General features: G+C 35.1%; 19 protein-coding genes. 13 read left to right on the top strand and 6 right to left on the bottom strand.

Annotation, left to right across the window (positions count from 1 at the left end; translation table 11 throughout):
• Positions 1 to 79: 79 nt before the first annotated feature.
• From dapF to ACFINS_RS00810, 7 genes are all read left to right on the top strand, one after another.
• On the top strand, positions 80 to 931 hold the full coding sequence (gene dapF / locus ACFINS_RS00840) for a diaminopimelate epimerase (RefSeq protein WP_375611331.1): 852 nt from the start codon (positions 80 to 82) through the stop codon (positions 929 to 931).
• Positions 931 to 2,214, top strand: coding sequence for a tRNA (N(6)-L-threonylcarbamoyladenosine(37)-C(2))-methylthiotransferase MtaB (mtaB, locus tag ACFINS_RS00835; protein WP_375611332.1), 1,284 nt, complete (start codon positions 931 to 933; stop codon positions 2,212 to 2,214). Before dapF ends, mtaB begins: the two co-directional genes overlap by 1 nt.
• 14 nt (positions 2,215 to 2,228) lie before the next feature.
• Positions 2,229 to 3,482 carry a signal recognition particle-docking protein FtsY gene (gene ftsY, locus ACFINS_RS00830; RefSeq protein WP_375611333.1) on the top strand — a complete coding sequence of 418 codons (1,254 nt, stop codon included), beginning with the start codon at positions 2,229 to 2,231 and terminating at the stop codon, positions 3,480 to 3,482.
• Complete coding sequence (locus tag ACFINS_RS00825) at positions 3,479 to 4,165, top strand: septation protein A (protein WP_375639861.1); 687 nt, start codon at positions 3,479 to 3,481, stop codon at positions 4,163 to 4,165. Before ftsY ends, ACFINS_RS00825 begins: the two co-directional genes overlap by 4 nt.
• A 62-nt stretch (positions 4,166 to 4,227) precedes the next feature.
• Positions 4,228 to 4,989: a hydroxyacylglutathione hydrolase gene (gene gloB / locus ACFINS_RS00820; RefSeq protein WP_375629105.1), complete on the top strand. Its 762-nt coding sequence runs from the start codon at positions 4,228 to 4,230 to the stop codon at positions 4,987 to 4,989.
• Between the two features lie 2 nt (positions 4,990 to 4,991).
• Entirely contained in the window at positions 4,992 to 5,489 is a 498-nt protein-coding gene (locus tag ACFINS_RS00815; protein ID WP_375620898.1) for a hypothetical protein, read from the top strand.
• A gap of 195 nt (positions 5,490 to 5,684) precedes the next feature.
• Complete coding sequence (locus ACFINS_RS00810; RefSeq protein ID WP_375648941.1) at positions 5,685 to 6,152, top strand: hypothetical protein; 468 nt, start codon at positions 5,685 to 5,687, stop codon at positions 6,150 to 6,152.
• 23 nt (positions 6,153 to 6,175) lie between these two features.
• On the opposite strand, the gene ACFINS_RS00805 is transcribed toward ACFINS_RS00810, so the two are convergent.
• The 6 genes from ACFINS_RS00805 to rho form a co-directional block, all read right to left on the bottom strand.
• Positions 6,176 to 7,072: a ParB/RepB/Spo0J family partition protein gene (locus tag ACFINS_RS00805; RefSeq protein WP_375639853.1), complete on the bottom strand. Its 897-nt coding sequence runs from the start codon at positions 7,070 to 7,072 to the stop codon at positions 6,176 to 6,178.
• A 41-nt stretch (positions 7,073 to 7,113) separates the two neighbouring features.
• On the bottom strand, positions 7,114 to 7,911 hold the full coding sequence (locus ACFINS_RS00800) for a ParA family protein (RefSeq protein WP_273790170.1): 798 nt from the start codon (positions 7,909 to 7,911) through the stop codon (positions 7,114 to 7,116).
• A 6-nt stretch (positions 7,912 to 7,917) separates the two neighbouring features.
• Entirely contained in the window at positions 7,918 to 8,565 is a 648-nt protein-coding gene (gene rsmG, locus ACFINS_RS00795; RefSeq protein WP_375639849.1) for a 16S rRNA (guanine(527)-N(7))-methyltransferase RsmG, read from the bottom strand.
• Complete coding sequence (mnmG, locus tag ACFINS_RS00790; RefSeq protein ID WP_375639846.1) at positions 8,565 to 10,433, bottom strand: tRNA uridine-5-carboxymethylaminomethyl(34) synthesis enzyme MnmG; 1,869 nt, start codon at positions 10,431 to 10,433, stop codon at positions 8,565 to 8,567. Before mnmG ends, rsmG begins: the two co-directional genes overlap by 1 nt.
• Positions 10,434 to 10,539: 106 nt before the next feature.
• Positions 10,540 to 11,847, bottom strand: a complete 1,308-nt coding sequence (mnmE, locus tag ACFINS_RS00785; protein ID WP_375688776.1) for a tRNA uridine-5-carboxymethylaminomethyl(34) synthesis GTPase MnmE — start codon at positions 11,845 to 11,847, stop codon at positions 10,540 to 10,542.
• Positions 11,848 to 11,878: 31 nt separating this feature from the next.
• Positions 11,879 to 13,144, bottom strand: coding sequence for a transcription termination factor Rho (gene rho, locus ACFINS_RS00780; RefSeq protein ID WP_015857121.1), 1,266 nt, complete (start codon positions 13,142 to 13,144; stop codon positions 11,879 to 11,881).
• A gap of 552 nt (positions 13,145 to 13,696) precedes the next feature.
• Between rho and ACFINS_RS00775 the strand changes: the two genes are divergently transcribed.
• From ACFINS_RS00775 to polA, 6 genes are all read left to right on the top strand, one after another.
• On the top strand, positions 13,697 to 14,536 hold the full coding sequence (locus ACFINS_RS00775; RefSeq protein WP_375612767.1) for a pyruvate, water dikinase regulatory protein: 840 nt from the start codon (positions 13,697 to 13,699) through the stop codon (positions 14,534 to 14,536).
• Positions 14,533 to 15,129, top strand: coding sequence for a Maf family nucleotide pyrophosphatase (locus ACFINS_RS00770; RefSeq protein ID WP_375611343.1), 597 nt, complete (start codon positions 14,533 to 14,535; stop codon positions 15,127 to 15,129). Before ACFINS_RS00775 ends, ACFINS_RS00770 begins: the two co-directional genes overlap by 4 nt.
• Positions 15,122 to 15,994: a shikimate dehydrogenase gene (locus ACFINS_RS00765; RefSeq protein WP_375629126.1), complete on the top strand. Its 873-nt coding sequence runs from the start codon at positions 15,122 to 15,124 to the stop codon at positions 15,992 to 15,994. Before ACFINS_RS00770 ends, ACFINS_RS00765 begins: the two co-directional genes overlap by 8 nt.
• Positions 15,991 to 16,578 carry a dephospho-CoA kinase gene (coaE, locus tag ACFINS_RS00760; protein WP_375612770.1) on the top strand — a complete coding sequence of 196 codons (588 nt, stop codon included), beginning with the start codon at positions 15,991 to 15,993 and terminating at the stop codon, positions 16,576 to 16,578. Before ACFINS_RS00765 ends, coaE begins: the two co-directional genes overlap by 4 nt.
• A gap of 4 nt (positions 16,579 to 16,582) precedes the next feature.
• Positions 16,583 to 17,290, top strand: a complete 708-nt coding sequence (gene dnaQ / locus ACFINS_RS00755) for a DNA polymerase III subunit epsilon (protein ID WP_375629128.1) — start codon at positions 16,583 to 16,585, stop codon at positions 17,288 to 17,290.
• Positions 17,291 to 17,588: 298 nt separating this feature from the next.
• Entirely contained in the window at positions 17,589 to 20,516 is a 2,928-nt protein-coding gene (gene polA / locus ACFINS_RS00750; protein WP_375705761.1) for a DNA polymerase I, read from the top strand.

The following is a 20,516-nucleotide window of genomic DNA, read 5'->3' as shown; positions in this document are numbered from 1 at the left end:
ATTTATTAAACACTAGAAATTTATAATATTTTCAGTCATATATCTTTTTATAAGTAATCATTAGAAATAGAGAAGTTTCATGAAAACGCCATTTAGCAAAATGGACGGTCTTGGAAATCAAATTATTGTTGTTGATATGCGTGAAAGCACATACGCTCTTACACCACAAGCAATCCTTGCTTTGTCGGCAGATCCTGAAATGCATTTTGATCAAATCATGGCTATCCACACACCAACCCAGAAAAAAACCGACTTCCGCATAGAAATATGGAATGCCGACGGATCAATGGCTAAAGCTTGTGGCAATGGTACCCGCTGTGTCATCGCATGGCTTAAAGATCACAATTTTGGTGAAAAATTTCATTTAGAAACTCCCGCTGGAATTATTGAAGGAAAATACCAAACCGATAATCTCATTTCTGTTGATATGGGATGCCCAAATTTCAGTGCAAAAGAGATGCCTGTTTCACGTGAAATAGTTGATACCAATCACGTAGAAATTATGGCTGGTCCCCTAAAAGACGCTTGTCTCATATCCATTGGCAATCTCCATGCTATCTTTTTTGTTGAAAATGATATTCAACATATTCCATTAGAAAAATATGGGCCAAAACTTGAACATGATCCCCTGTTTCCCGAACGGTGCAATATTTCCATTGCTTGCATAACGTCAAAGAAAAGTCTAAATTTACGTACATGGGAGCGAGGGGCAGGATTAACACAAGCATGTGGGAGTGCTGCTTGTGCAAGTGCAGTGGCCGCTTATCGTCGTGGACTTACAGAGCGCCATGTTGATGTAAATTTACCAAAGGGAACACTTAATATTTTTTACCGAGAAGACGATCATATTATCATGACAGGACCAATTAAATATCACTTTAGTGGTTTTTTAAGCCCTTTAACAGGGTGCTACAAAAAGGATCACTCCTGATGGCAATAGAAATTGTAACTTTTGGTTGTCGACTTAATAGCTACGAATCGGAAATCATTCGCAAAGAAAGTACTTCTTCAGGGCTAGATCAACTTAAAGATGGTGCTATTATCTTTAATACCTGTGCTGTCACTGCCGAAGCCGTACGACAAGCAAAACAAGCTATCCGCAAAGCAAGACGTGAAAATCCTCATGCGCGTATCATTGTAACAGGGTGTGCAGCCCAAACAGAAGCACAAAATTTTGCCTCAATGACAGAAGTAGATCTTGTTTTAGGAAACGAAGATAAACTTCACGCTCATTCTTATCGTCAACTTCCTGATTTTGGTATTAATCATTCTGAAAAGATGCATATCAATGACATTATGGAAGTACAAAAAATTGCTCCACATATGGTCAGTGCAATGCAAGAGCGCACCCGCGCTTTTGTACAGGTACAAAACGGATGCGATCACCGCTGTACATTTTGCATTATTCCTTATGGACGAGGACCATCTCGTTCAGTTCCCATGGGTGCTGTCATAGAACAAATTAAAAAGCTGATAGGTGGGGGTATCCAAGAAGTGGTCCTTACAGGTGTTGACCTTACAAGTTATGGCCACGATCTTCCTGGAAAAGCTACTCTAGGAAAATTAACTTCAGCTATTTTGCATCATGTCCCTGACTTAGCCCGATTACGCCTCTCATCTATTGACTCTATTGAAGCAGACGAAGAACTCATAAATCTTTTAGCTTATGAAACAAGAATCATGCCCTATTTGCATTTATCTTTGCAAGCAGGTGATAATATGATTTTAAAACGGATGAAACGGCGTCATCTGCGCGAACATGCCATTCAATTTTGCCAAGAGTTGCGTGCCAAACGTTCTACAATGGTTTATGGTGCCGACTTAATTGCTGGTTTTCCTACAGAAACAGAAGAGATGTTTCAAAATAGTCTTTCCTTAATCAAAGATTGTAATTTAACCCATCTCCATGTCTTTCCCTTTAGTCCAAGAGAAGGAACACCTGCCGCACGTATGCCACAAATCAACCGTAAAATAATTAAGCTGCGTGCTGAAAAATTGCGTAAAGTAGGTGATATGGCTTACAAAAAGCATCTTGCTCATTTACAAAACAGTCTACAAACAATTCTCGTTGAAAAAGATGAAATCGGACGAACAGAAGATTATACTCTTGTACAAGTTAAAGGTGCAAAAGCAGGAACAATTGTTCAAGCCCTTATCGTTGATCATGATGGCGATAAATTGATTGCTGTCCCTCCAAAATTAAACGCTGCTTGAGCAGGAGAATTCTTATGACTAAATCTTTTATAAAAAAAATATTCTCTTTTAACAAATCTCAAGAGCAAGAAATTGAACAACAGATTTCTATTCCTGATAAAAGCGATATAATAGAAGAAAATAAAGACAAAAATGAAAAGACAAAAAATAATCAAATCTCTATAAACACAGAAAAAGAAGAACAAACAAAAAATCCAGAGTCAATACTTACAAAATATGATGAAAAATCTCCATTTCTAGAATCCCATTCTGATAAAATTCCCTTTTCTGGTAAAATTATTGTCACAGACAACATCCGTGAAAAAAAGAATGAAGAAATTTTATCTGAACCTTCTGTTGAACAAAAAAAAACAGCGTGGTTTGGGCGCCTTAAAAAAGGCCTATCCCTTTCTTCACAACGCCTAAGCGGATCAATTGGCGATCTCTTTGTTAAAAGAAAACTTGATGAAGATACATTGCAAGAGCTCGAAGATATTCTTATCCAAGCTGACATAGGTGTAGAGACGGCAACACGCATCACAAATACTTTAGCTTCCAGTCGTTACGGAAAAAACCTCTCCCCAGATGATATTCATACTATTGTAGCTGATGAGGTCAAAAAAGTTCTGGAACCTGTTGCAATACCATTAGAACTTGATCTCAGCCATAAACCTCATGTTATTTTGCTGGTAGGTGTAAATGGCACTGGAAAAACGACAACTATTGGAAAACTTTCAGCCAAATTAACAGAAGGGGGATTAAAAGTTATGCTGGCAGCAGGTGATACTTTCCGAGCCGCTGCTATTGAGCAACTACACATTTGGGGTGAACGTACCAATTCTCCTGTTATTTCGACAAAATTGGGTGCAGATGCCGCCAGCTTAGCATTTGATGCTTATGAAAAAGCAAAAAAAACAAACAGTGATGTATTAATTATTGATACAGCAGGGCGTTTACAAAATAAATCTGAATTAATGGATGAGTTGGCAAAAATTATTCGTGTTTTAAAAAAACACACCCCCCAAGCACCCCACACAATCCTTCAAACTCTTGATGCAACAACCGGACAAAATGCACTCAACCAAGTGGACATTTTCCGTGATATTGCTGGTGTTAATGGTTTAGTTATGACAAAGCTAGATGGGACTGCACGAGGAGGAATTCTTGTCGCTATCGCAGCAAAATATAAATTACCCGTTTATTTTATCGGTATAGGAGAAGATATTGAAGACCTTCAACCCTTTTCTGCTTCTGACTTTGCCGAAACTATTGCAGGAAAACACGCATGAAACAGCCTTTATCTAATCTTAATTTACACAATAATTCTGAAAAAAAGATGAATAACAATAAAAAAAATTCTCTCTCACCAACACTTAAGTTTCTTTTGGAAATGGGTCCATTGGTTGCCTTCTTTTTTGCCAATTATAAGGGAGAATGGCTGATAAAAAACATTGGATTTTTTCAAAATTTTAGTAAGCCTATTTTCCCTGCAACAGCTATTTTTATGGTGGCTATTATTATTTCCCTAAGCTTATCATGGATCCTTGCAAGACAAATTCCTATTATGCCTCTTATTTCAGGAATATTTGTTTTAGTTTTTGGCTTTCTAACTCTCTGGCTTCATAATGAAACTTTCATAAAAATGAAACCAACAATCATTAATAGCTTATTTGCTTTTATACTTTTTGGTGGGATGTTTTTTAAAAAACCACTTTTACGTTATGCTCTTGATTCTACCTTAAAACTTGATGATTTAGGTTGGCAAAAACTTACCTATCGTTGGGCGTTTTTTTTCATTTTTCTTGCCATTTTGAATGAAATAATTTGGCGTAATTTTAGCGATAATTTCTGGACAAGTTTCAAAGTATTTGGCGTCATGCCTATAACAGTCCTTTTCATGCTTACCCAAATGCCTATAATTATAAAACATTCAAAAGGACTTTTTACAGAAGAGGACAAATCTGATTCTTAAAAAAATCATCACTACCGATTATTTTATAGATTCATCGCCAAACACTGTTCGGGAGAAAAAATATGTTGATTGAACAGTTTATTTGTCGAGAAAACAATTTCGGTGTACTCCTTCATGATGAAAAAAGTGGTATGACAGCTGCAATAGATGCTCCTGAAGGCAAAGCGATTCACAACGCCTTAAAGCGCCACAATTGGACACTTAACACTATTTTTGTAACTCATCATCATCACGACCATGTAGAAGCCCTATCAGAATTAAAACAAGTTTACAACACTACGGTTATCGGACCAGAAGCAGAAAAAGAAAAGATTGATCATCTTGATAAAACACTTCAACCTGATGAAAGTTTTTCTTTTGGCTCACACCTTCTTTTAGCTCTTTCAACACCTGGTCATACTCTAGGCGCATTATCTTACTATTTTCCTGAAAATAATTTACTCTTTGCTGGAGATACACTTTTTTCATTGGGCTGTGGACGTCTTTTCGAAGGAACACCAGCACAAATGCTGAATTCTTTAAAAAAACTTCGTAAACTTCCTGATGAAACACTTCTTTATTGTGGACATGAATATACAAAAAATAACGCTCTTTTCGCACTAACAATTGACCCACATAATAAAAAACTCCACCAAAGAATAGAGGAAGTTTTTTTGCTACGTGCAAAAAACGCTATGACTTTACCAGTAACCTTAGGGCAAGAAAAAGCCACCAATCCCTTTCTCCGCTGGGATGATAGTGTATTGCGAAGAAACCTTGTAATGGAAGAAGAAACAGATGAAGAAGTTTTTGCTGAAATTCGAAGAAGAAAGGATAATTTTTAACCATGCTTAAGTTCGTATTACGTTTGTTCCTCCTTTTTCTTTTCGTGATACATATTCAACTAACAAGGGCAGAGGAAAAGGAAACAGATAATTCTTCTCTTATATCATCTCTCATTGCAAATTATCCCTTAACAGAAGATTTTCTTTTAAAGCTGGAAAAAATTGAAAAAGAATGTAAAAACTTACTTCCAGAAACAAAAAATAATCTTATAACTTATGATTCTAGTATCCACTCTAGTATTGAAAATTACACTACCTATATTTCTAGTAAACCAAAACTTGTAAATATTTTAAAAGAAAATAATATAACACCGAAAGATTTTGCTTCAGGAACCTTAGCTCTTAAAGAAATATCAACGCTTCTCATATTTGTACCTGAAAAGGAATATTCTACTGAGAAAAATACTATATTTCTAAACAATCTTGAATTTGTTAAAAAACATTTTTTTAAAGCGACAATTCTTTTAGATAGCTGCGAAAAACTCATTTTGAGCAACTAATCAGCTATGACACATTAAAAATATCATCCCATTAATCTAATAAAAAAGTCCGTGCATTAAAAATCACCGTGTTTTTATCATTCCTAATAATTGTGTTTATTTCGACTATATTTAACAAATGTTTTTATAAAAATAAAGAATAACAGACGAAAAAATATTTATTGAAATTCAAAAAAGAAAGGATAATTTTTAGTCATGTTTAAACTTCTTTTGTGCTTTTTCTTCATTTTTCCTTTTGCATCATACGCTCAAGAAAAAAAACAAGAAATAGATGATCTTTCTTTTATACCGCCTTTCATTGCAAATTATCCCTTAACAGAAGATCTTCTTTTAAAGCTGGAAAAAATCAAAATAGAATGTAAAAATTTATCTTCAGAAACAGAACAAATAAATAAAAAAAGTGACTTCAATACTTATAATGATAATATTGAAAAATACGCTGCCTATATTTCTAATAATCCAAAACTTGTGAATATTTTAAAAGAAAATAATATAACACCGAAAGAGTTTGTTATTGCTCACCTAGCACTTCAAGCGACATTGTATGTACTTACTGATGAAGAAAATTCTACTTATGAAAAAAACTTTTTACCTTCAAGCAATATAGAATTTGCTAAAGAGCATATGTATAGAATAATAAAAATTTTAAAAGATAACTGTTAAAAAAATCTTTTTAGAACAATTGATTAACTTTGTAAACGCCGACAAATTTCATCTAATTGTTCTAATGAAGAGTAATGTATTTTTAAATCTCCACCTTTTTTACCATGTCGAATAATAACTTTCATTCCTATCACATCTGCAAGTAATTTTTCTAAAGATTTTGTTTCAGCATCTTTCTCCGTATTGGTACGCTTTTTAGTTTTAGGATTAGCTTGCTCATATGCAAGTATTTCTGTTTGACGTACTGAAAGCCCTTCACGAATAATTTTCTCAGCTAAATTTTGTGGATCATCAACGGTTATAAGACAACGTGCATGACCTGCAGAAAGTTGTCCATCAGTTAAGAATTGTTGTACTTTTTCTGGAAGTTTTAACAAACGAAGCGTATTTGCAACATGACTACGACTTTTTCCTATAACTTGCGCTAAATCTACTTGCGTATAATCATGTTCATTTAGAAGCATCTCATATCCCTTTGCTTCTTCGATAGGATTAAGATCTGCACGTTGAACATTTTCAATAATTGCCAATTCCAAAGCCGTTTTATCGTCCACATCACGAATAATAACGGGTAATTGACTTAAATTTGCACGTTGTGCTGCACGCCAGCGCCGTTCACCCGCAATCAATTCAAACCGATGAGGATGATCTCTTAAAGGCCTCACAATAACCGGTTGAACCACACCGTGTTGACGAATTGATTGTGTCAAATTATCAAGCTCTGTTTCAGTAAAATGACGCCGAGGATTGTGAGGATTACATGAAATAGATTCAATAGAAATAAATTGCTCAGAAAGACTACCGGATTCATTTAATTTATCAAAGCTTGATGAACGTGCAATATTGTTGTTTAAATTGATATCTCCAATCAATGCCGCTAATCCACGTCCTAGTCTTTTTTTTGATAGATCATCGTTCATAATTTTGCTCTTTGAGTTTTCTTACAAAAAATTTTACATTTTTAAGCAGCAGCACGTGCTTGTTTTTCACGTTGAATCATTTCTGATGCTAGACGCAAATAAGCTTGGCTCCCAGCACATTTAAGATCATAAAGCAATACAGGTTTGCCAAAAGAAGGCGCTTCTGATACTCTTACATTTCGTGGAATAACAGTACGATAAACTTTATCTCCCATAAAAGAGCGTACATCTTCAACAACTTGATTTGAAAGGTTATTACGTCCATCATACATTGTTAAAACAATACCTTGGATCTCTAAAGATGGATTAAGTACGGATCGCACTTGTTTTACTGTTTCAAGTAATTGACTTAAACCTTCAAGTGCTAAAAATTCACACTGCATAGGCACTAAAACAGAATCCGCAGCCCCCATAGCATTAAGTGTTAAAAGATTAAGGGAGGGAGGACAATCAATTAAAATATAATTGAATTTTTTTTCCATTTCCGGATCATCATAGAGAGCTTTACGTAAGCGTTGTATGCGATCTTTTGATGAAGAAATTTCCATTTCCACACCTAAGAGATCAAGTGTAGAAGGAACTATATAAAGATTGGGTACGGCTGTTTTTAAAGCCGCCTGTGTAATTGAAACGCCCGAAACCAAAACATCATAAGAAGATAAAGGACGGCTATTACGATCAATCCCTAAACCTGTACTAGCATTACCTTGTGGATCAACATCCATAATAAGGACATTTTCACCAATAGCCGCTAAAGCTGTAGCAAGATTAATTGCTGTGGTTGTTTTTCCGACTCCACCCTTTTGGTTTGCAATAGCGATAATTCGTGTTTCGCTCATTTTGCTCTACCCTCTATATGATCGAATATGAGAAATTTCCAAAATAACAGAATTTTCATCAACTTTACTTTTATGTTTTAACAGATCAAAGTGCCAATTGGCAGAGGCATTTTTTATTTCTGTAGCGTAATCCCGACCTTTTTGCAAAAGAGCTATTGTTTTTTCTGTTAATAAAGGAAAAATGAGTTGTAAAAGAGTATCAAGCGGCGCTAATCCCCGTGCTGTTATAATATCAGATATGGGAATTTTTTGATATATATCTTCAATTCTAGCGTGATAAACCGTTGCTGGAAGATTAAGTTGAGCAATAACTGTTCGCAAAAAAGCAACTTTTTTCCCATTACTTTCAACAAGATTAATATGTCCTGATTTTTTTTCTTTCAAAAAGATAGCAATCACAATTGCAGGAAAACCTCCTCCTGATCCTAAATCACACCAATGTAAAGAATGAGCATACAAAGGAAAAATTTGTGCTGAATCTAGAATATGTCGTGTCCATAGATCTGGTATAGTTGTAGCAGATATCAAATTAATATGTGCATTCCACTGAAGTATTAAAGACTCAAACTGAATTAAATTTTCCATCGTTTCACGTGAAACAGAAGGAACAATATTTAATAATTGTTGATATTTTTTTTCTGTAGAAAAATTCATTAAGCTGTTTTAGCCTTTTCACGTCGTTGACGTTGAATATGTGTAATAATAAGCGATAACGCGGCGGGTGTCATGCCATCAATTTTTTGTGCATCAGCAATTGAACGCGGCGACACTTCTTGAATTTTTGATTTAAGTTCATTTGAAAGACCTGAAATTGCCTGAACATCGAGAGAAGAAGGAATTTCTAAACGCTCATCTCTCTGAAGAGAGGCAATATCTTGTGCTTGTTTATCTAAATAAACCGCATATTGTGCTTCAATTTCTAAAGATTCTGCTGTTTTAGAATCAATTGTTTTTAATTGTGGCCAAAAATCTGAAAGACGCTCTAAGGTCATATGAGGATAAGCAAGAAAATCATAAGCCGAACGCCGAATTCCATCATGATTAACATGTAATCCATGAGCAGAAGCTTCATTGGGTGTTAAAAAAAGATTTTGACATATTGATCGTGCTTGATCAAGCCGTTGTTGTTTTTTCTGATAACATTCCCAACGTATTTTACTCACAATACCCCATTTTTGTGCCAAAGGTGTTAAACGCGTATCAGCATTATCAGATCGTAAAGATAAACGAAATTCAGCACGTGATGTAAACATCCTATAAGGTTCACAAACACCACGTGAAACCAAATCATCAATCATAACACCAATATAAGCAGTAGAACGACTTATAAGTATTTCATCTAATTTACCTACTTTACGTGCAGCATTTAATCCAGCTAAAAGTCCTTGTGCTGCTGCTTCTTCATATCCTGTTGTACCATTAATTTGGCCTGCTAAGAACAAACCCGGTAAAGAACGTAATTCTAAGTTTCTCGTTAATTGTTGTGGATTAACAAAATCATATTCAATAGCATAACCAGGTTGCAAAACTATAGCATTTTCCAATCCTTCAATGGTTTTCAATAGAGAAATTTGTACATCTTCAGGAAGAGAAGTAGAAAGACCATTTGGATAAACAGTATCATCATTTAATCCCTCTGGTTCCAGAAAGATCTGATGTCCATCACGTTCTCCAAATTTAACAATTTTATCTTCAACAGAAGGACAATAACGTGGTCCTAACCCTTCAATATTTCCAGAATATAAAGCAGAGCGATAAATATTCTCGCGAATAATTTGATGTGTTTTCTCATTTGTACGTGTTATTGCACATTCAATTTGTGGTTGTTCAATTTTCTCTGTTAAAAGAGAAAAGGGTATGGGATTTTCATCTGCTTGTTGTTTTTGGAGAGCTTCCCAAGCAATTGTTTTTTTACTCAAACGAGCAGGGGTTCCTGTTTTTAATCGTCCAAGTTTTATATGATATTTTTTCAAATGTTCAGCAAGTTTTACACTTGACTGATCTCCCATACGACCAGCAGCCCATGTTTTATTACCAATATGAATAAAGCCATTTAAAAACGTACCTGTTGTTAAAACAACAGCACCAGAAAAAATTGTTCCTTGTTTTTTTAAAATAACACCTGATACACAATTATCTTTAACAACCAGATCAATAACTTCATCCTCAATAAGAGTAAGATTTTCTTGTTCTTTTAATAATTTTTGAATTGCTTTTTTATAAAGTTGTCTATCTGCCTGTGTCCGTGGTCCTCTTACTGCCGGTCCTTTACGTCTATTAAGTAGTCTAAACTGAATTCCAGCAGCATCCGCTGCTCTTCCCATAAGACCATCTAACGCATCTATTTCACGAACTAGATGCCCTTTTCCAAGTCCACCAATAGCAGGATTACACGACATTGTTCCCAGTGCTGATATTTTATGTGTAACAAGCGCTGTTTTGGCTCCTACACGTGCTGAAGCTGAAGCCGCTTCACAGCCAGCATGACCACCACCAACAATAACAACATCATATGATTGCATTTAATTCATTCCGTAGAAAATATTCTAAGGTTTCACGTGAAACAGGATATAAAATACATAATCTTTATAATCTGTCTATGAAATAATCAATGTTTCACGTGAATCATTATTTACCAACACAAAATTCTGAAAAAATAATATCAAGCAAATCTTCAACATCAATATCTCCTGTAATTTTCCCAAGAAAATCACTTGCACAACGGAGATGTTCTGCACGTAAACTGAGATCAAGGGAATGATAATTAAGAGAAAATTCAATCTCTTTAACAGCCTCCTTTAATAATTGAAGTTGCCTTTTACGTGCTGGAACAATATTTCCAATTTCAGAAGCACGATGATGACAAAATAATTCAAGTTCTTTTATAAAATAATCAAAATTTAAACCAGTTAATGCGGAAAATTGTATAGACCAACGCTGATCATTTTTTTCATAAAGATCAAGCTTATTGCCAACACACCATATTTCAGCCGATGTTTCTGGTAAATCAACTTGCTTAGGATTTCCTATATCATAAACCAAAATAACCAAATCAGCTTCCCTAACATGCTGTTTAGCAATTTCTATTCCCATCTGTTCTATTTTATTTTCTGTTTTTCTAAAACCAGCAGTATCGGTTAAAAAAACAGGTAAACCACCAAGAATAATTCTCATTTCTAAAGCATCACGGGTTGTTCCTGCTTCTTCCGTTACAATAGCAACAGATCTTCCTGAAAGACGATTCATAATGCTTGATTTTCCAGAATTTGGAGCACCAGCAATAACAATTTTTAATCCATCACGTAAAATACTCGCACGTTCTCCTTCAGTAATATATTCCCGAATAGAAGTACAAAGATCCTGAACATCTTTCCAAACTTTATCAGATATTGCGTTGGGAATATCTGCTTCATCAACAAAATCAAGTTCTGCCTCAATAAAAGCACGCGCCTTCATAAGCTTATGACGCCAATCACGATAAAGCGTCGTTAAATGTCCACTTGTACCCATAACAGCTAAACGCCGTTGGCTTTCCGTTTCTGCTTCTATTAAATCAGCAAGACCTTCTGCTTGAACAAGATCTAATTTTCCTTCCATAAAAGCACGACGTGAAAATTCACCTGCTTCTGCAATACGGCATCCAGAAAATGTCGACAATTCATCGAGAAAACGATTAACGACTGCTTTTCCTCCATGTAAATGGAATTCTGCACAATCTTCCCCCGTAAAACTATGAGGAGCAGGAAAAAAAACAGTTAAACCAGAATCTAAAAAACTACCATCACGAGCAGTAAGATTTCCATAATGCATAAAACGTGCTTTAGGTAAACGACCACAAAGCGTTTTAACTATATCCACAACATGAGGACCAGAAAGCCGAATGACTGCAACCCCTGAAGGTAACAATCCACTCGAAACAGCAAAGATTGTATCCACAGGTTTTATCCTAATAAAAACTTTAATGACTCTACGTATTCATTGAATCAAAAAATTCACTATTGTTTTTTGTTTGCTTTAATTTATCAATCAAAAATTCAATTGCATCTGTTACATTCATAGATGCTAAAATACGACGAAGAACAAAAATTTTGTGTAAATCTTGTCGTTCTACCAGAAGTTCTTCCTTACGCGTTCCTGACTTTAAAATATCCATAGCAGGGAAAATACGTTTATCAGCAACTTTTCGATCAAGAACAATTTCCGAATTACCTGTTCCTTTAAATTCTTCAAAAATAACCTCATCCATACGACTTCCTGTATCAATCAAAGCCGTTGCAATAATGGTTAAAGATCCGCCTTCTTCAATATTACGTGCTGCACCAAAAAAACGCTTTGGACGCTGGAGGGCATTTGCATCCACACCACCTGTTAAAACTTTACCTGAAGAAGGAACAACTGTATTATATGCACGCCCAAGACGTGTAATAGAATCGAGAAGAATAACAACATCACGCCCATATTCAACAAGACGTTTGGCTTTTTCAATAACCATTTCTGCCACTTGTACGTGACGTATTGCAGGTTCATCAAAAGTAGAAGAAACCACTTCTCCTTTTACTGAACGCTGCATATCAGTAACTTCTTCTGGTCGTTCATCAATTAAAAGAACAATGAGATAACATTCAGGATGATTAGTGGTAATAGAATGAGCAATATTTTGAAGTAAAACTGTTTTTCCCGTCCGAGGAGGAGCTACAATTAACCCTCTTTGTCCTTTTCCCAATGGAGATATCAAATCAATCACGCGTGATGACATATCTTTCTCTGTAGGATCTTGTATTTCCATTTGGAAACGTTCATTTGAATAAAGAGGAGTAAGATTATCAAAGTGGATTTTATAACGAATCTTTTCAGGTTTTTCGAAATTAATTGTATTAATTTTAAGGAGAGCAAAATAACGTTCTCCCTCTTTTGGACTGCGTATGGGACCTTCAATTGTATCGCCTGTTTTTAAAGAAAACGACTGTATTTGTGCAGGTGAAAGATAAATATCATCAGGACCAGGAAGATAATTAGCATCAGCAGATCTCAAAAATCCAAATCCGTCTTGTAAAACTTCAACAACACCTTCTCCTATAATTTCAACGTCTTGTAGAGCAAGTTTTTTCAAGATAGCAAACATTAATTCTTGTTTGCGCATAAGGGAGGCATTTTCAACTTCTAATGTTTCAGCAAAAGAAACAAGCTCAACGGGATTTTTGCTTTTAAGTTCTTGTAGTTTCATTTTTTGCATGAAATATGCTCTTTGTAATTAAGGAGAAGATTGTTCTAAATAATTTATGGAAATTTATGAGTGAAATATTATTAAGAAAAAATATCCTACACTCAATTTTTTTAATCTGCAAGTACCATTTATATGAAATTTGTTCCTGTAATATTAAGTAATTATATGAAAAACTTGAAAAAATATAAAATCCAAATAGTATTTAATTATTTTAATAACAAAAATGTGAGTTAGGATTATAGCATTAATGAAATGCTATTCAAAAGTATTTTTTACAGAAATTTATATTAATAAATTTATATTAAAGAAAGGATTATTCTTATTTATAACTGTGTTTAGTGTGGATTATTATTTATCCTCAATTTTATCCACAAAAGGAACTGAAAAAAGAATAAAAATATCACTATCTTAAAGATATTATCCCCTCTTTTTTTATAAGAGGGATTAAATTATCACAAGCATTTAATTTGTGCATAAAAAAGGAGAATTTTTCATAAATTTTAGTTTTATAAAAAACGGTGAGGATATATACACATGTCTTAACAAGGAGTTAAAATTTTTGTGACAAAAGAAAAAAAATTCTTTCATTTACACATGCTTTCTGATGCAACAGGAGAAACATTAATTTCTGTTGGAAGAGCTGTAGCATCGCAATATGCAATGATTCAGGCAACAGAGCATATCTATCCTATGATTCGTAATAGAATACAGTTACAGAAAGCTCTTGATGAAATACAACAAGAGCCAGGTATTGTTCTTTACACAATGATTGATGAAGAACTTAAACTACTCCTTCAAAAAAAATGCAAAAAAATAGAAGTTCCCTGTATTGATATATTGCATCCTGTTTTAAATGCTTTTCAGTCTTACCTTGGAATGCCAACACATTTACGTGCGAGCGCACAACATGATCTTAATGCAGATTATTTTCGCCGTATTGAGGCACTGGATTTTACAATAGAGCATGATGATGGACAGTCTTCCAGTAGCTTATCCGAAGCAGATGTGATCCTTGTGGGAATTTCAAGAACCTCTAAAACACCAACAAGCATCTATTTAGCAAATCGCGGAATCAAAACGGCTAATGTTCCTCTTATTCCAGGAATTGATTTGCCAGAATCTCTTTTAGAGGTAAAAAATTCTTTAATTATTGGTTTAATTGCTTCAGCTGAAAGAATCTCACATATTCGTCAAAATAGAGATTTAGGAGAAGGTTTTGCTCTTGATAATTATACTAATCGTATCAACATAGCTGAAGAATTAATCCATGCAAAACGCATTTGCGAACGTTTTGGTTGGCCTATTATTGATGTCACAAGACGTTCTATTGAAGAAACTGCTGCTGCAATATTTGAACTGTTATCACGATTTCGTGAAGGAAATGAGAGAAAATTCTCATGAACGCAGATACTTTAATATTAGCATCTCTTAGTTTTTATCGTGCAAAATTATTAAAAAAAGCAGGCTTAAATTTTTCCATTGAAGGAGCTTCTTTTGATGAAAGAGAAGTAGAAAAAAAAGCAAAAGAAAAAACACCTAAAGAACTCAGCTGTTTTCTTGCGAGCGCAAAAGCAAAAAATGTTTCAGACCGTTTTCCTGATGCTTTCGTTATTGGTTGTGATCAAGTTCTTGATTTTGAAGGTCAAGTTTTTCACAAAGCAACAAATATTAAAGAAGCACATCAACGTTTATGTGAATTATCAGGAAAAACCCATTCTCTTCATAGTGCGGTAGCTTTATTTAAAAATGGTCAAAAAATTTGGGTTGAAGCTTTTAGTGCACATATGTCCGTCCGTTTACTCTCATCAGAATTTATTGAACGTTATTTAGCACGCGTAGGAAAAGATGTTTTAAACAGCGTGGGAGTATATCAAATTGAAGGAGAAGGAATTCATCTCTTTGAAAAAATTGAAGGAGATTTTTTTACCATTGTTGGTTTACCTTTGCTGCCTCTACTCATAAAACTGCGCCACTTAGGAATTATTGATGGTTGACTTAACAATAAAAAAAACAAATTATCCGCGTGCTTTTGTTGTTGGTTCTCCAATTCATCATTCAAAATCGCCAAGAATTCACAATTTTTGGCTTAAACAATATGGTTTACAAGGAGAATATCTTGCACAAGAAGTAACATCTGAAGAGTTCAGTCATTTTATTGCGTCTTTACAAAAAATAGGCTTTTGTGGAGGAAATGTTACTTTGCCTTATAAACAGGAAGCTTTTCGTTTAGCAGATTATAAAGATGAGAGAGCAACAATGATTGGTGCTGTTAATACACTTTGGTATGAAGGAGATAAGCTTTGTGCCACGAATAGTGATGCCTATGGTTTTAGCGCTAATCTTGATGATTTTGTATCTGATTGGGGAGGGGAAACAGCTCTTGTTTTTGGAGCAGGTGGTGCCGCACGCGCTATCATATATGCCTTAAAAAGACGCGGATTTGAACAGATTTATTTAATTAACCGTACAAAACAACGTGCTGATAATTTAGCTCAGCATTTTGGAAAAATCATTAAAGTTTACGATTGGCATAAAATCCATGAAATACTTCATCAAGCTGATTTGATTGTTAATACAACCTCTATTGGCATAAAAAGTCCAGAAGAAAAAAGTGATTCTTTTTTTTGCGATTTTCATAAAGCAAAAAAAACGGCATTAGTAACAGATATTATTTATACACCATTGATAACTCCTTTTTTACAACAGGCAAAGGCTTGTGATCTCAAGACGGTTGATGGACTTGGGATGCTTCTACATCAGGCTGTTATAGGGTTTGAACAGTGGTTCGGAATAAGACCACAGGTAACAAAAGCGTTACGGACAGCTATTTTAGAGGATATGAGTGAAAAAAGAGAATGAAGATCATAGGATTAACGGGATCAATTGCTATGGGAAAATCAACAGTTGCTGATTTTTTCAAGCAAGCGGGTATTTCTGTTTTTAGTGCTGATGAAGCAGTACAACAGCTTTATAAAAGTGAGCCAGCTTTGTCATTCATAGAGCGTATTTTTCCTGGTGTGGTTGAAAACGGAGAAGTTAACCGTTTGAAACTTTCTGAAATTTTGATTGATGATAAAGAAAAATTACAAACATTAGAAAAAATAATTCATCCTTTGGTGCAAGAAAAAGAAAGGGAATTTATTGATATAGCGCGTGAACAAGGAAAAAAATTAGTTATTCTTGATATTCCACTTCTGTTTGAAAAAAATGGTGAAAGTCGTGTGGATAGCGTTATTGTTGTTTCTGCTCCACCAGAAATACAAAAAGAACGTGTAATGATTCGCCAAGGTATGAATGAGAAAAAATTTGCCTTTATCAACGCTCAACAAATGCCAGATGAAAAAAAACGAGAACGCGCTGATTTTATTATTGATACAGGGAAAGATTTAGAGAATACACGTCAACAGGTTTTTGATGTGATAAAAAAATTGCTAAAGAATTAAAATTATGCGTGAAATTATTTTTGATACAGAAACAACAGGTTTAGATAAAGAGAAAGATCGCATAATCGAAATTGGTTGTGTAGAAATGGTTGATCGTTATCTCACAGGACGCCAATTTCATGTTTATTTAAACCCTGAAGGCGTTATTATTCCTGATGAAGTTGTAGCAATTCACGGATTAACCAATGAACGCTTGAAAAACGAGAAAAGTTTTAGTGATATTGTTGATGAATTTTTGGAATTTATCAAAGACGCGACAATGATTGCGCATAATGCGAGTTTTGATATTGGTTTTATTAATGCAGAATTAAAACGCGTCAACAAACCGCTTATCAGTGTTGATAATATTCTTGATACATTGGCTATGGCGCGGCGTAAATTTCCTATGGGTCCTAATTCTCTTGATATTTTATGCAAACGTTTTGGAATTGATAACAGCCATCGTGTTCTTCATGGTGCTTTGCTTGATGCAGAGATTCTAGCCGATGTTTATATTGAGCTCATCGGTGGAAAGCAAGGTGTATTGGGTTTTGATAACAGAAGGGGTATTGATGAACATATCCAGAACGATAAAGATACATCTTATGCCGTTAAAATTCGCCCGCAGGCTTTACCTTCAAGATTGAGTATGCAAGAAAAAAAGTTACACGCTGATTTTATCTACAAAATGGGTGAAAAAGCTCTGTGGAATAACTTCAAAATTCATGAATAACATCATCTTTTATCTAAAAGAGTCACGATTGAAATTAAAGAATATCGATGTCAAAAAAAACGGTCGTTGTGGGGAGGGGAACACCACAACGACCCTGTCGCTACATCGTACCTCAGCTATCATAGGAGGAGCAAAATGAAAGCTATTAATCCTGTAACAGCAAAGAAAAGCTCTAGGTACTTAATATAAAGTGCAACGACTTCACGTCTTATGAAGAGAAAAAATGGCTTTTTAGAGGCAAAGTGAAAAAATATATAAGGGTAATTTGTTTTTTTAGCTGAAATGGAGAAAAAATGTCATGAAAGCAACAGATCATCTTTTTTTGGTTGACGGATCAGGCTATATTTTTCGTGCTTATTATGCTTTGCCGCCTTTAAAACGTAAAAAGGATGGACTTCCTGTAGGAGCAGTAGCTGGTTTTTGCAATATGTTATGGAAATTACTTTGTGATGCTCGTAATACAGCTACGGGTGTTGTTCCAACACATTTTGCTGTTATTTTTGATTATTCATCTGATACTTTTCGGAAACAAATTTATCCTGAATATAAAGCGAATCGCGTTGAACCTCCTGAAGATCTAATTCCTCAATTCGCGCTAATACGCCAAGCAACGAAGGCTTTTAATTTGCCTTGTATTGAAAAGGAAGGCTTTGAAGCGGATGATTTAATTGCTACCTATGCAAAGTTGGCAACAAAGGTTGGGGCAAAAACAACCATTATTTCTTCCGATAAGGATCTTATGCAACTCGTAAATACGCATGTATCTTTGTATGATGGAATGAAAGATAAGCATATAGGTATCTCAGAAGTTATAGAAAAATGGGGTGTTGCGCCTGAAAAAATGATTGATTTACAAGCATTAATTGGAGATTCAACGGATAATGTACCGGGTATTCCAAGCATTGGTCCAAAAACTGCAGCTCAGTTGTTAAATGAATTTGGTTCTCTTGATCTTCTATTGCAAAACGTAACAGAAATTAAACAAACAAAACGACGTGAAAACATTCAAGCTTATAGAGAACAAGTTAAAATATCTCGTGAACTTGTCAGGCTTAAAACAGATGTTCCTATAGATAATGATTTAGATGATTTTATTTTGGAGCCACAAGATGGTCCACGTTTAATTGCTTTTTTGAAAGCGATGGAGTTTTCAACATTAACGCGTCGCGTGGCAGAGGCAACAACATGCGATGCAGCTGTTATTGACGCACTTGATATAAATGTTGAATGGGAAAAACTAAGCCCCAGGAATGATTCTGATATCAGGCATGATTCTGATATCAAGAATACTGAGCGCGCATCCCTTCATAATTTTTCTGAAAATTCTCCACAAGTTTTTGCACAAGAACGTAAAGATCAAGCGCTGACTCAAAAAATTACAAGAGATGCTTATACAACAATTCTTGATGAGGAAATTTTAAAAGACTGGTTATCACAAGCACAAGAGCAGGGTTTTTTCGCTTTTGATACTAAAACAACATCTCTTGATCCGATGCAAGCAAAGCTTGTTGGTTTTTCACTCGCATTACAGCCGGAAAAAGCAGCTTATATACCTCTTGAACATTTTGATGAAGGAGAAGAGGACCTTTTGAGGGGCGGGCGCATTGCTTCACAGATTGGGGCTCGAAAAGCTTTAGCACTTTTAAAACCGATATTAGAAGATTCAGCGGTGTTAAAAATTGGTCATAATATAAAATATGATTGGTTGGTGATGAAGCAATACGACATTATGATAAGCTCTTTTGACGACACCATGCTTTTATCATATGCTTTTGATGCTGGAATGTTAACCCATAATATGGATGATTTGTCTGAACGTTGGCTTGAGCATAAACCAATTGCCTATAAAGATTTAACGCATAACGGGAAAAAAATTACTTCTTTTGCACAAGTAGATTTAAAACAAGCAACCCTTTATGCGGCGGAAGATGCTGATATAAAGCTACGTCTTTGGCAAGTATTGAAACCGCAACTTGTTGCTCGTGGAATGACAAAAATTTATGAGCGTCTTGATCGACCTCTTGTAGAAGTTCTTGCAAGAATGGAAGAACGGGGGATTCTTATTGATCGGCAGATTTTATTGCGTCTTTCAGGAGAGTTGGCACAAGCTGCTTTGATTCTAGAAGAGGAAATTTACAAACAAGCTGATGAAAAGTTTAATCTTGCTTCGCCAAAGCAATTAGGGGATATCCTTTTTGGCAAAATGGGATTGCCTGGAGGCGCTAAAACAAAGGGTGGACAATGGTCAACTTCTGCACAGACCTTAGAAGAGTTGGCTGCTGAAGGTCATATTTTACCGCGTAAAATTATTGAGTGGCGTCAACTTTCAAAGCTAAAATCTACCTATACAGATGCCTTGCCTTCTTATATTTTTTCAAAAACAGGGCGAGTTCACACGAATTATTCTTTGGCAATAACATCAACTGGTCGGTTATCATCATCAGAGCCAAATTTGCAAAATATTCCAGTGCGAACTGCTGAAGGACGTAAAATTCGAACAGCTTTTATTGCTCCCAAAGGACATGTGTTACTTTCTGCTGATTATAGTCAGATTGAGTTGCGCATTCTTGCACATATTGCGGATATAAAAGCATTAAAAGAAGCTTTTGCTAAAGGGCATGATATTCACGCTATAACGGCATCACAAATGTTTGGTGTTGCGATAGAAGGAATGCATTCAGATATACGACGGCGTGCAAAAGCGATTAATTTTGGTATTATTTATGGTATTTCAGCTTTTGGATTAGCCAATCAATTGGGAATTTCACGCCAAGAAGCGGGTCGTTATATTCAACTGTATTTTGAAAGATTTCCAGGAATTAAAGATTATATGGAGAAGACCAAAATCTTTGCACGTGAAAATGGTTATGTAGAAACAATTTTTGGACGTCGTATCCATTATCCAGAAATAAAAGCAAAGAATGTAAAAATTCGTTCTCTTAATGAGCGGGCAGCTATCAATGCTCCAATTCAAGGTTCTGCAGCCGATATTATTCGCCGCGCTATGATACATATGGAAGATGCTTTAAAAGCAGAAAAACTATCAGCAAAAATGTTGCTGCAAGTTCATGATGAACTGATTTTTGAAGTACCAGAAGAAGAAAGTAAAAAAACCATGACTGTTGTTAAAAATGTTATGGAAAATGCTACAATACCGGTTCTATCTTTATCTGTCCCGCTTGAAGTAAAAGTTATGACGGCTCAAAATTGGGATGAGGCACATTAA

The sequence above is a fragment of the Bartonella sp. AA2SXKL genome, assembly GCF_042197205.1.
In the GTDB taxonomy this organism is placed as follows: Bacteria; Pseudomonadota; Alphaproteobacteria; order Rhizobiales; family Rhizobiaceae; genus Bartonella.
Note: the sequence above shows the minus strand (reverse complement) of the source record. Positions and strands in the feature narration are given on the sequence as shown.

Coding starts and splice junctions, on each gene's coding strand:
- dapF (WP_375611331.1), top strand. CDS start 80: ATGAAAACGCCATTTAGCAAAATGGACGGTCTTGGAAATCAAATTATT.
- mtaB (WP_375611332.1), top strand. CDS start 931: ATGGCAATAGAAATTGTAACTTTTGGTTGTCGACTTAATAGCTACGAA.
- ftsY (WP_375611333.1), top strand. CDS start 2,229: ATGACTAAATCTTTTATAAAAAAAATATTCTCTTTTAACAAATCTCAA.
- ACFINS_RS00825 (WP_375639861.1), top strand. CDS start 3,479: ATGAAACAGCCTTTATCTAATCTTAATTTACACAATAATTCTGAAAAA.
- gloB (WP_375629105.1), top strand. CDS start 4,228: ATGTTGATTGAACAGTTTATTTGTCGAGAAAACAATTTCGGTGTACTC.
- ACFINS_RS00815 (WP_375620898.1), top strand. CDS start 4,992: ATGCTTAAGTTCGTATTACGTTTGTTCCTCCTTTTTCTTTTCGTGATA.
- ACFINS_RS00810 (WP_375648941.1), top strand. CDS start 5,685: ATGTTTAAACTTCTTTTGTGCTTTTTCTTCATTTTTCCTTTTGCATCA.
- ACFINS_RS00805 (WP_375639853.1), bottom strand. CDS start 7,072: ATGAACGATGATCTATCAAAAAAAAGACTAGGACGTGGATTAGCGGCA.
- ACFINS_RS00800 (WP_273790170.1), bottom strand. CDS start 7,911: ATGAGCGAAACACGAATTATCGCTATTGCAAACCAAAAGGGTGGAGTC.
- rsmG (WP_375639849.1), bottom strand. CDS start 8,565: ATGAATTTTTCTACAGAAAAAAAATATCAACAATTATTAAATATTGTT.
- mnmG (WP_375639846.1), bottom strand. CDS start 10,433: ATGCAATCATATGATGTTGTTATTGTTGGTGGTGGTCATGCTGGCTGT.
- rho (WP_015857121.1), bottom strand. CDS start 13,144: ATGCAAAAAATGAAACTACAAGAACTTAAAAGCAAAAATCCCGTTGAG.
- ACFINS_RS00770 (WP_375611343.1), top strand. CDS start 14,533: ATGAACGCAGATACTTTAATATTAGCATCTCTTAGTTTTTATCGTGCA.
- ACFINS_RS00765 (WP_375629126.1), top strand. CDS start 15,122: ATGGTTGACTTAACAATAAAAAAAACAAATTATCCGCGTGCTTTTGTT.
- coaE (WP_375612770.1), top strand. CDS start 15,991: ATGAAGATCATAGGATTAACGGGATCAATTGCTATGGGAAAATCAACA.
- dnaQ (WP_375629128.1), top strand. CDS start 16,583: ATGCGTGAAATTATTTTTGATACAGAAACAACAGGTTTAGATAAAGAG.
- polA (WP_375705761.1), top strand. CDS start 17,589: ATGAAAGCAACAGATCATCTTTTTTTGGTTGACGGATCAGGCTATATT.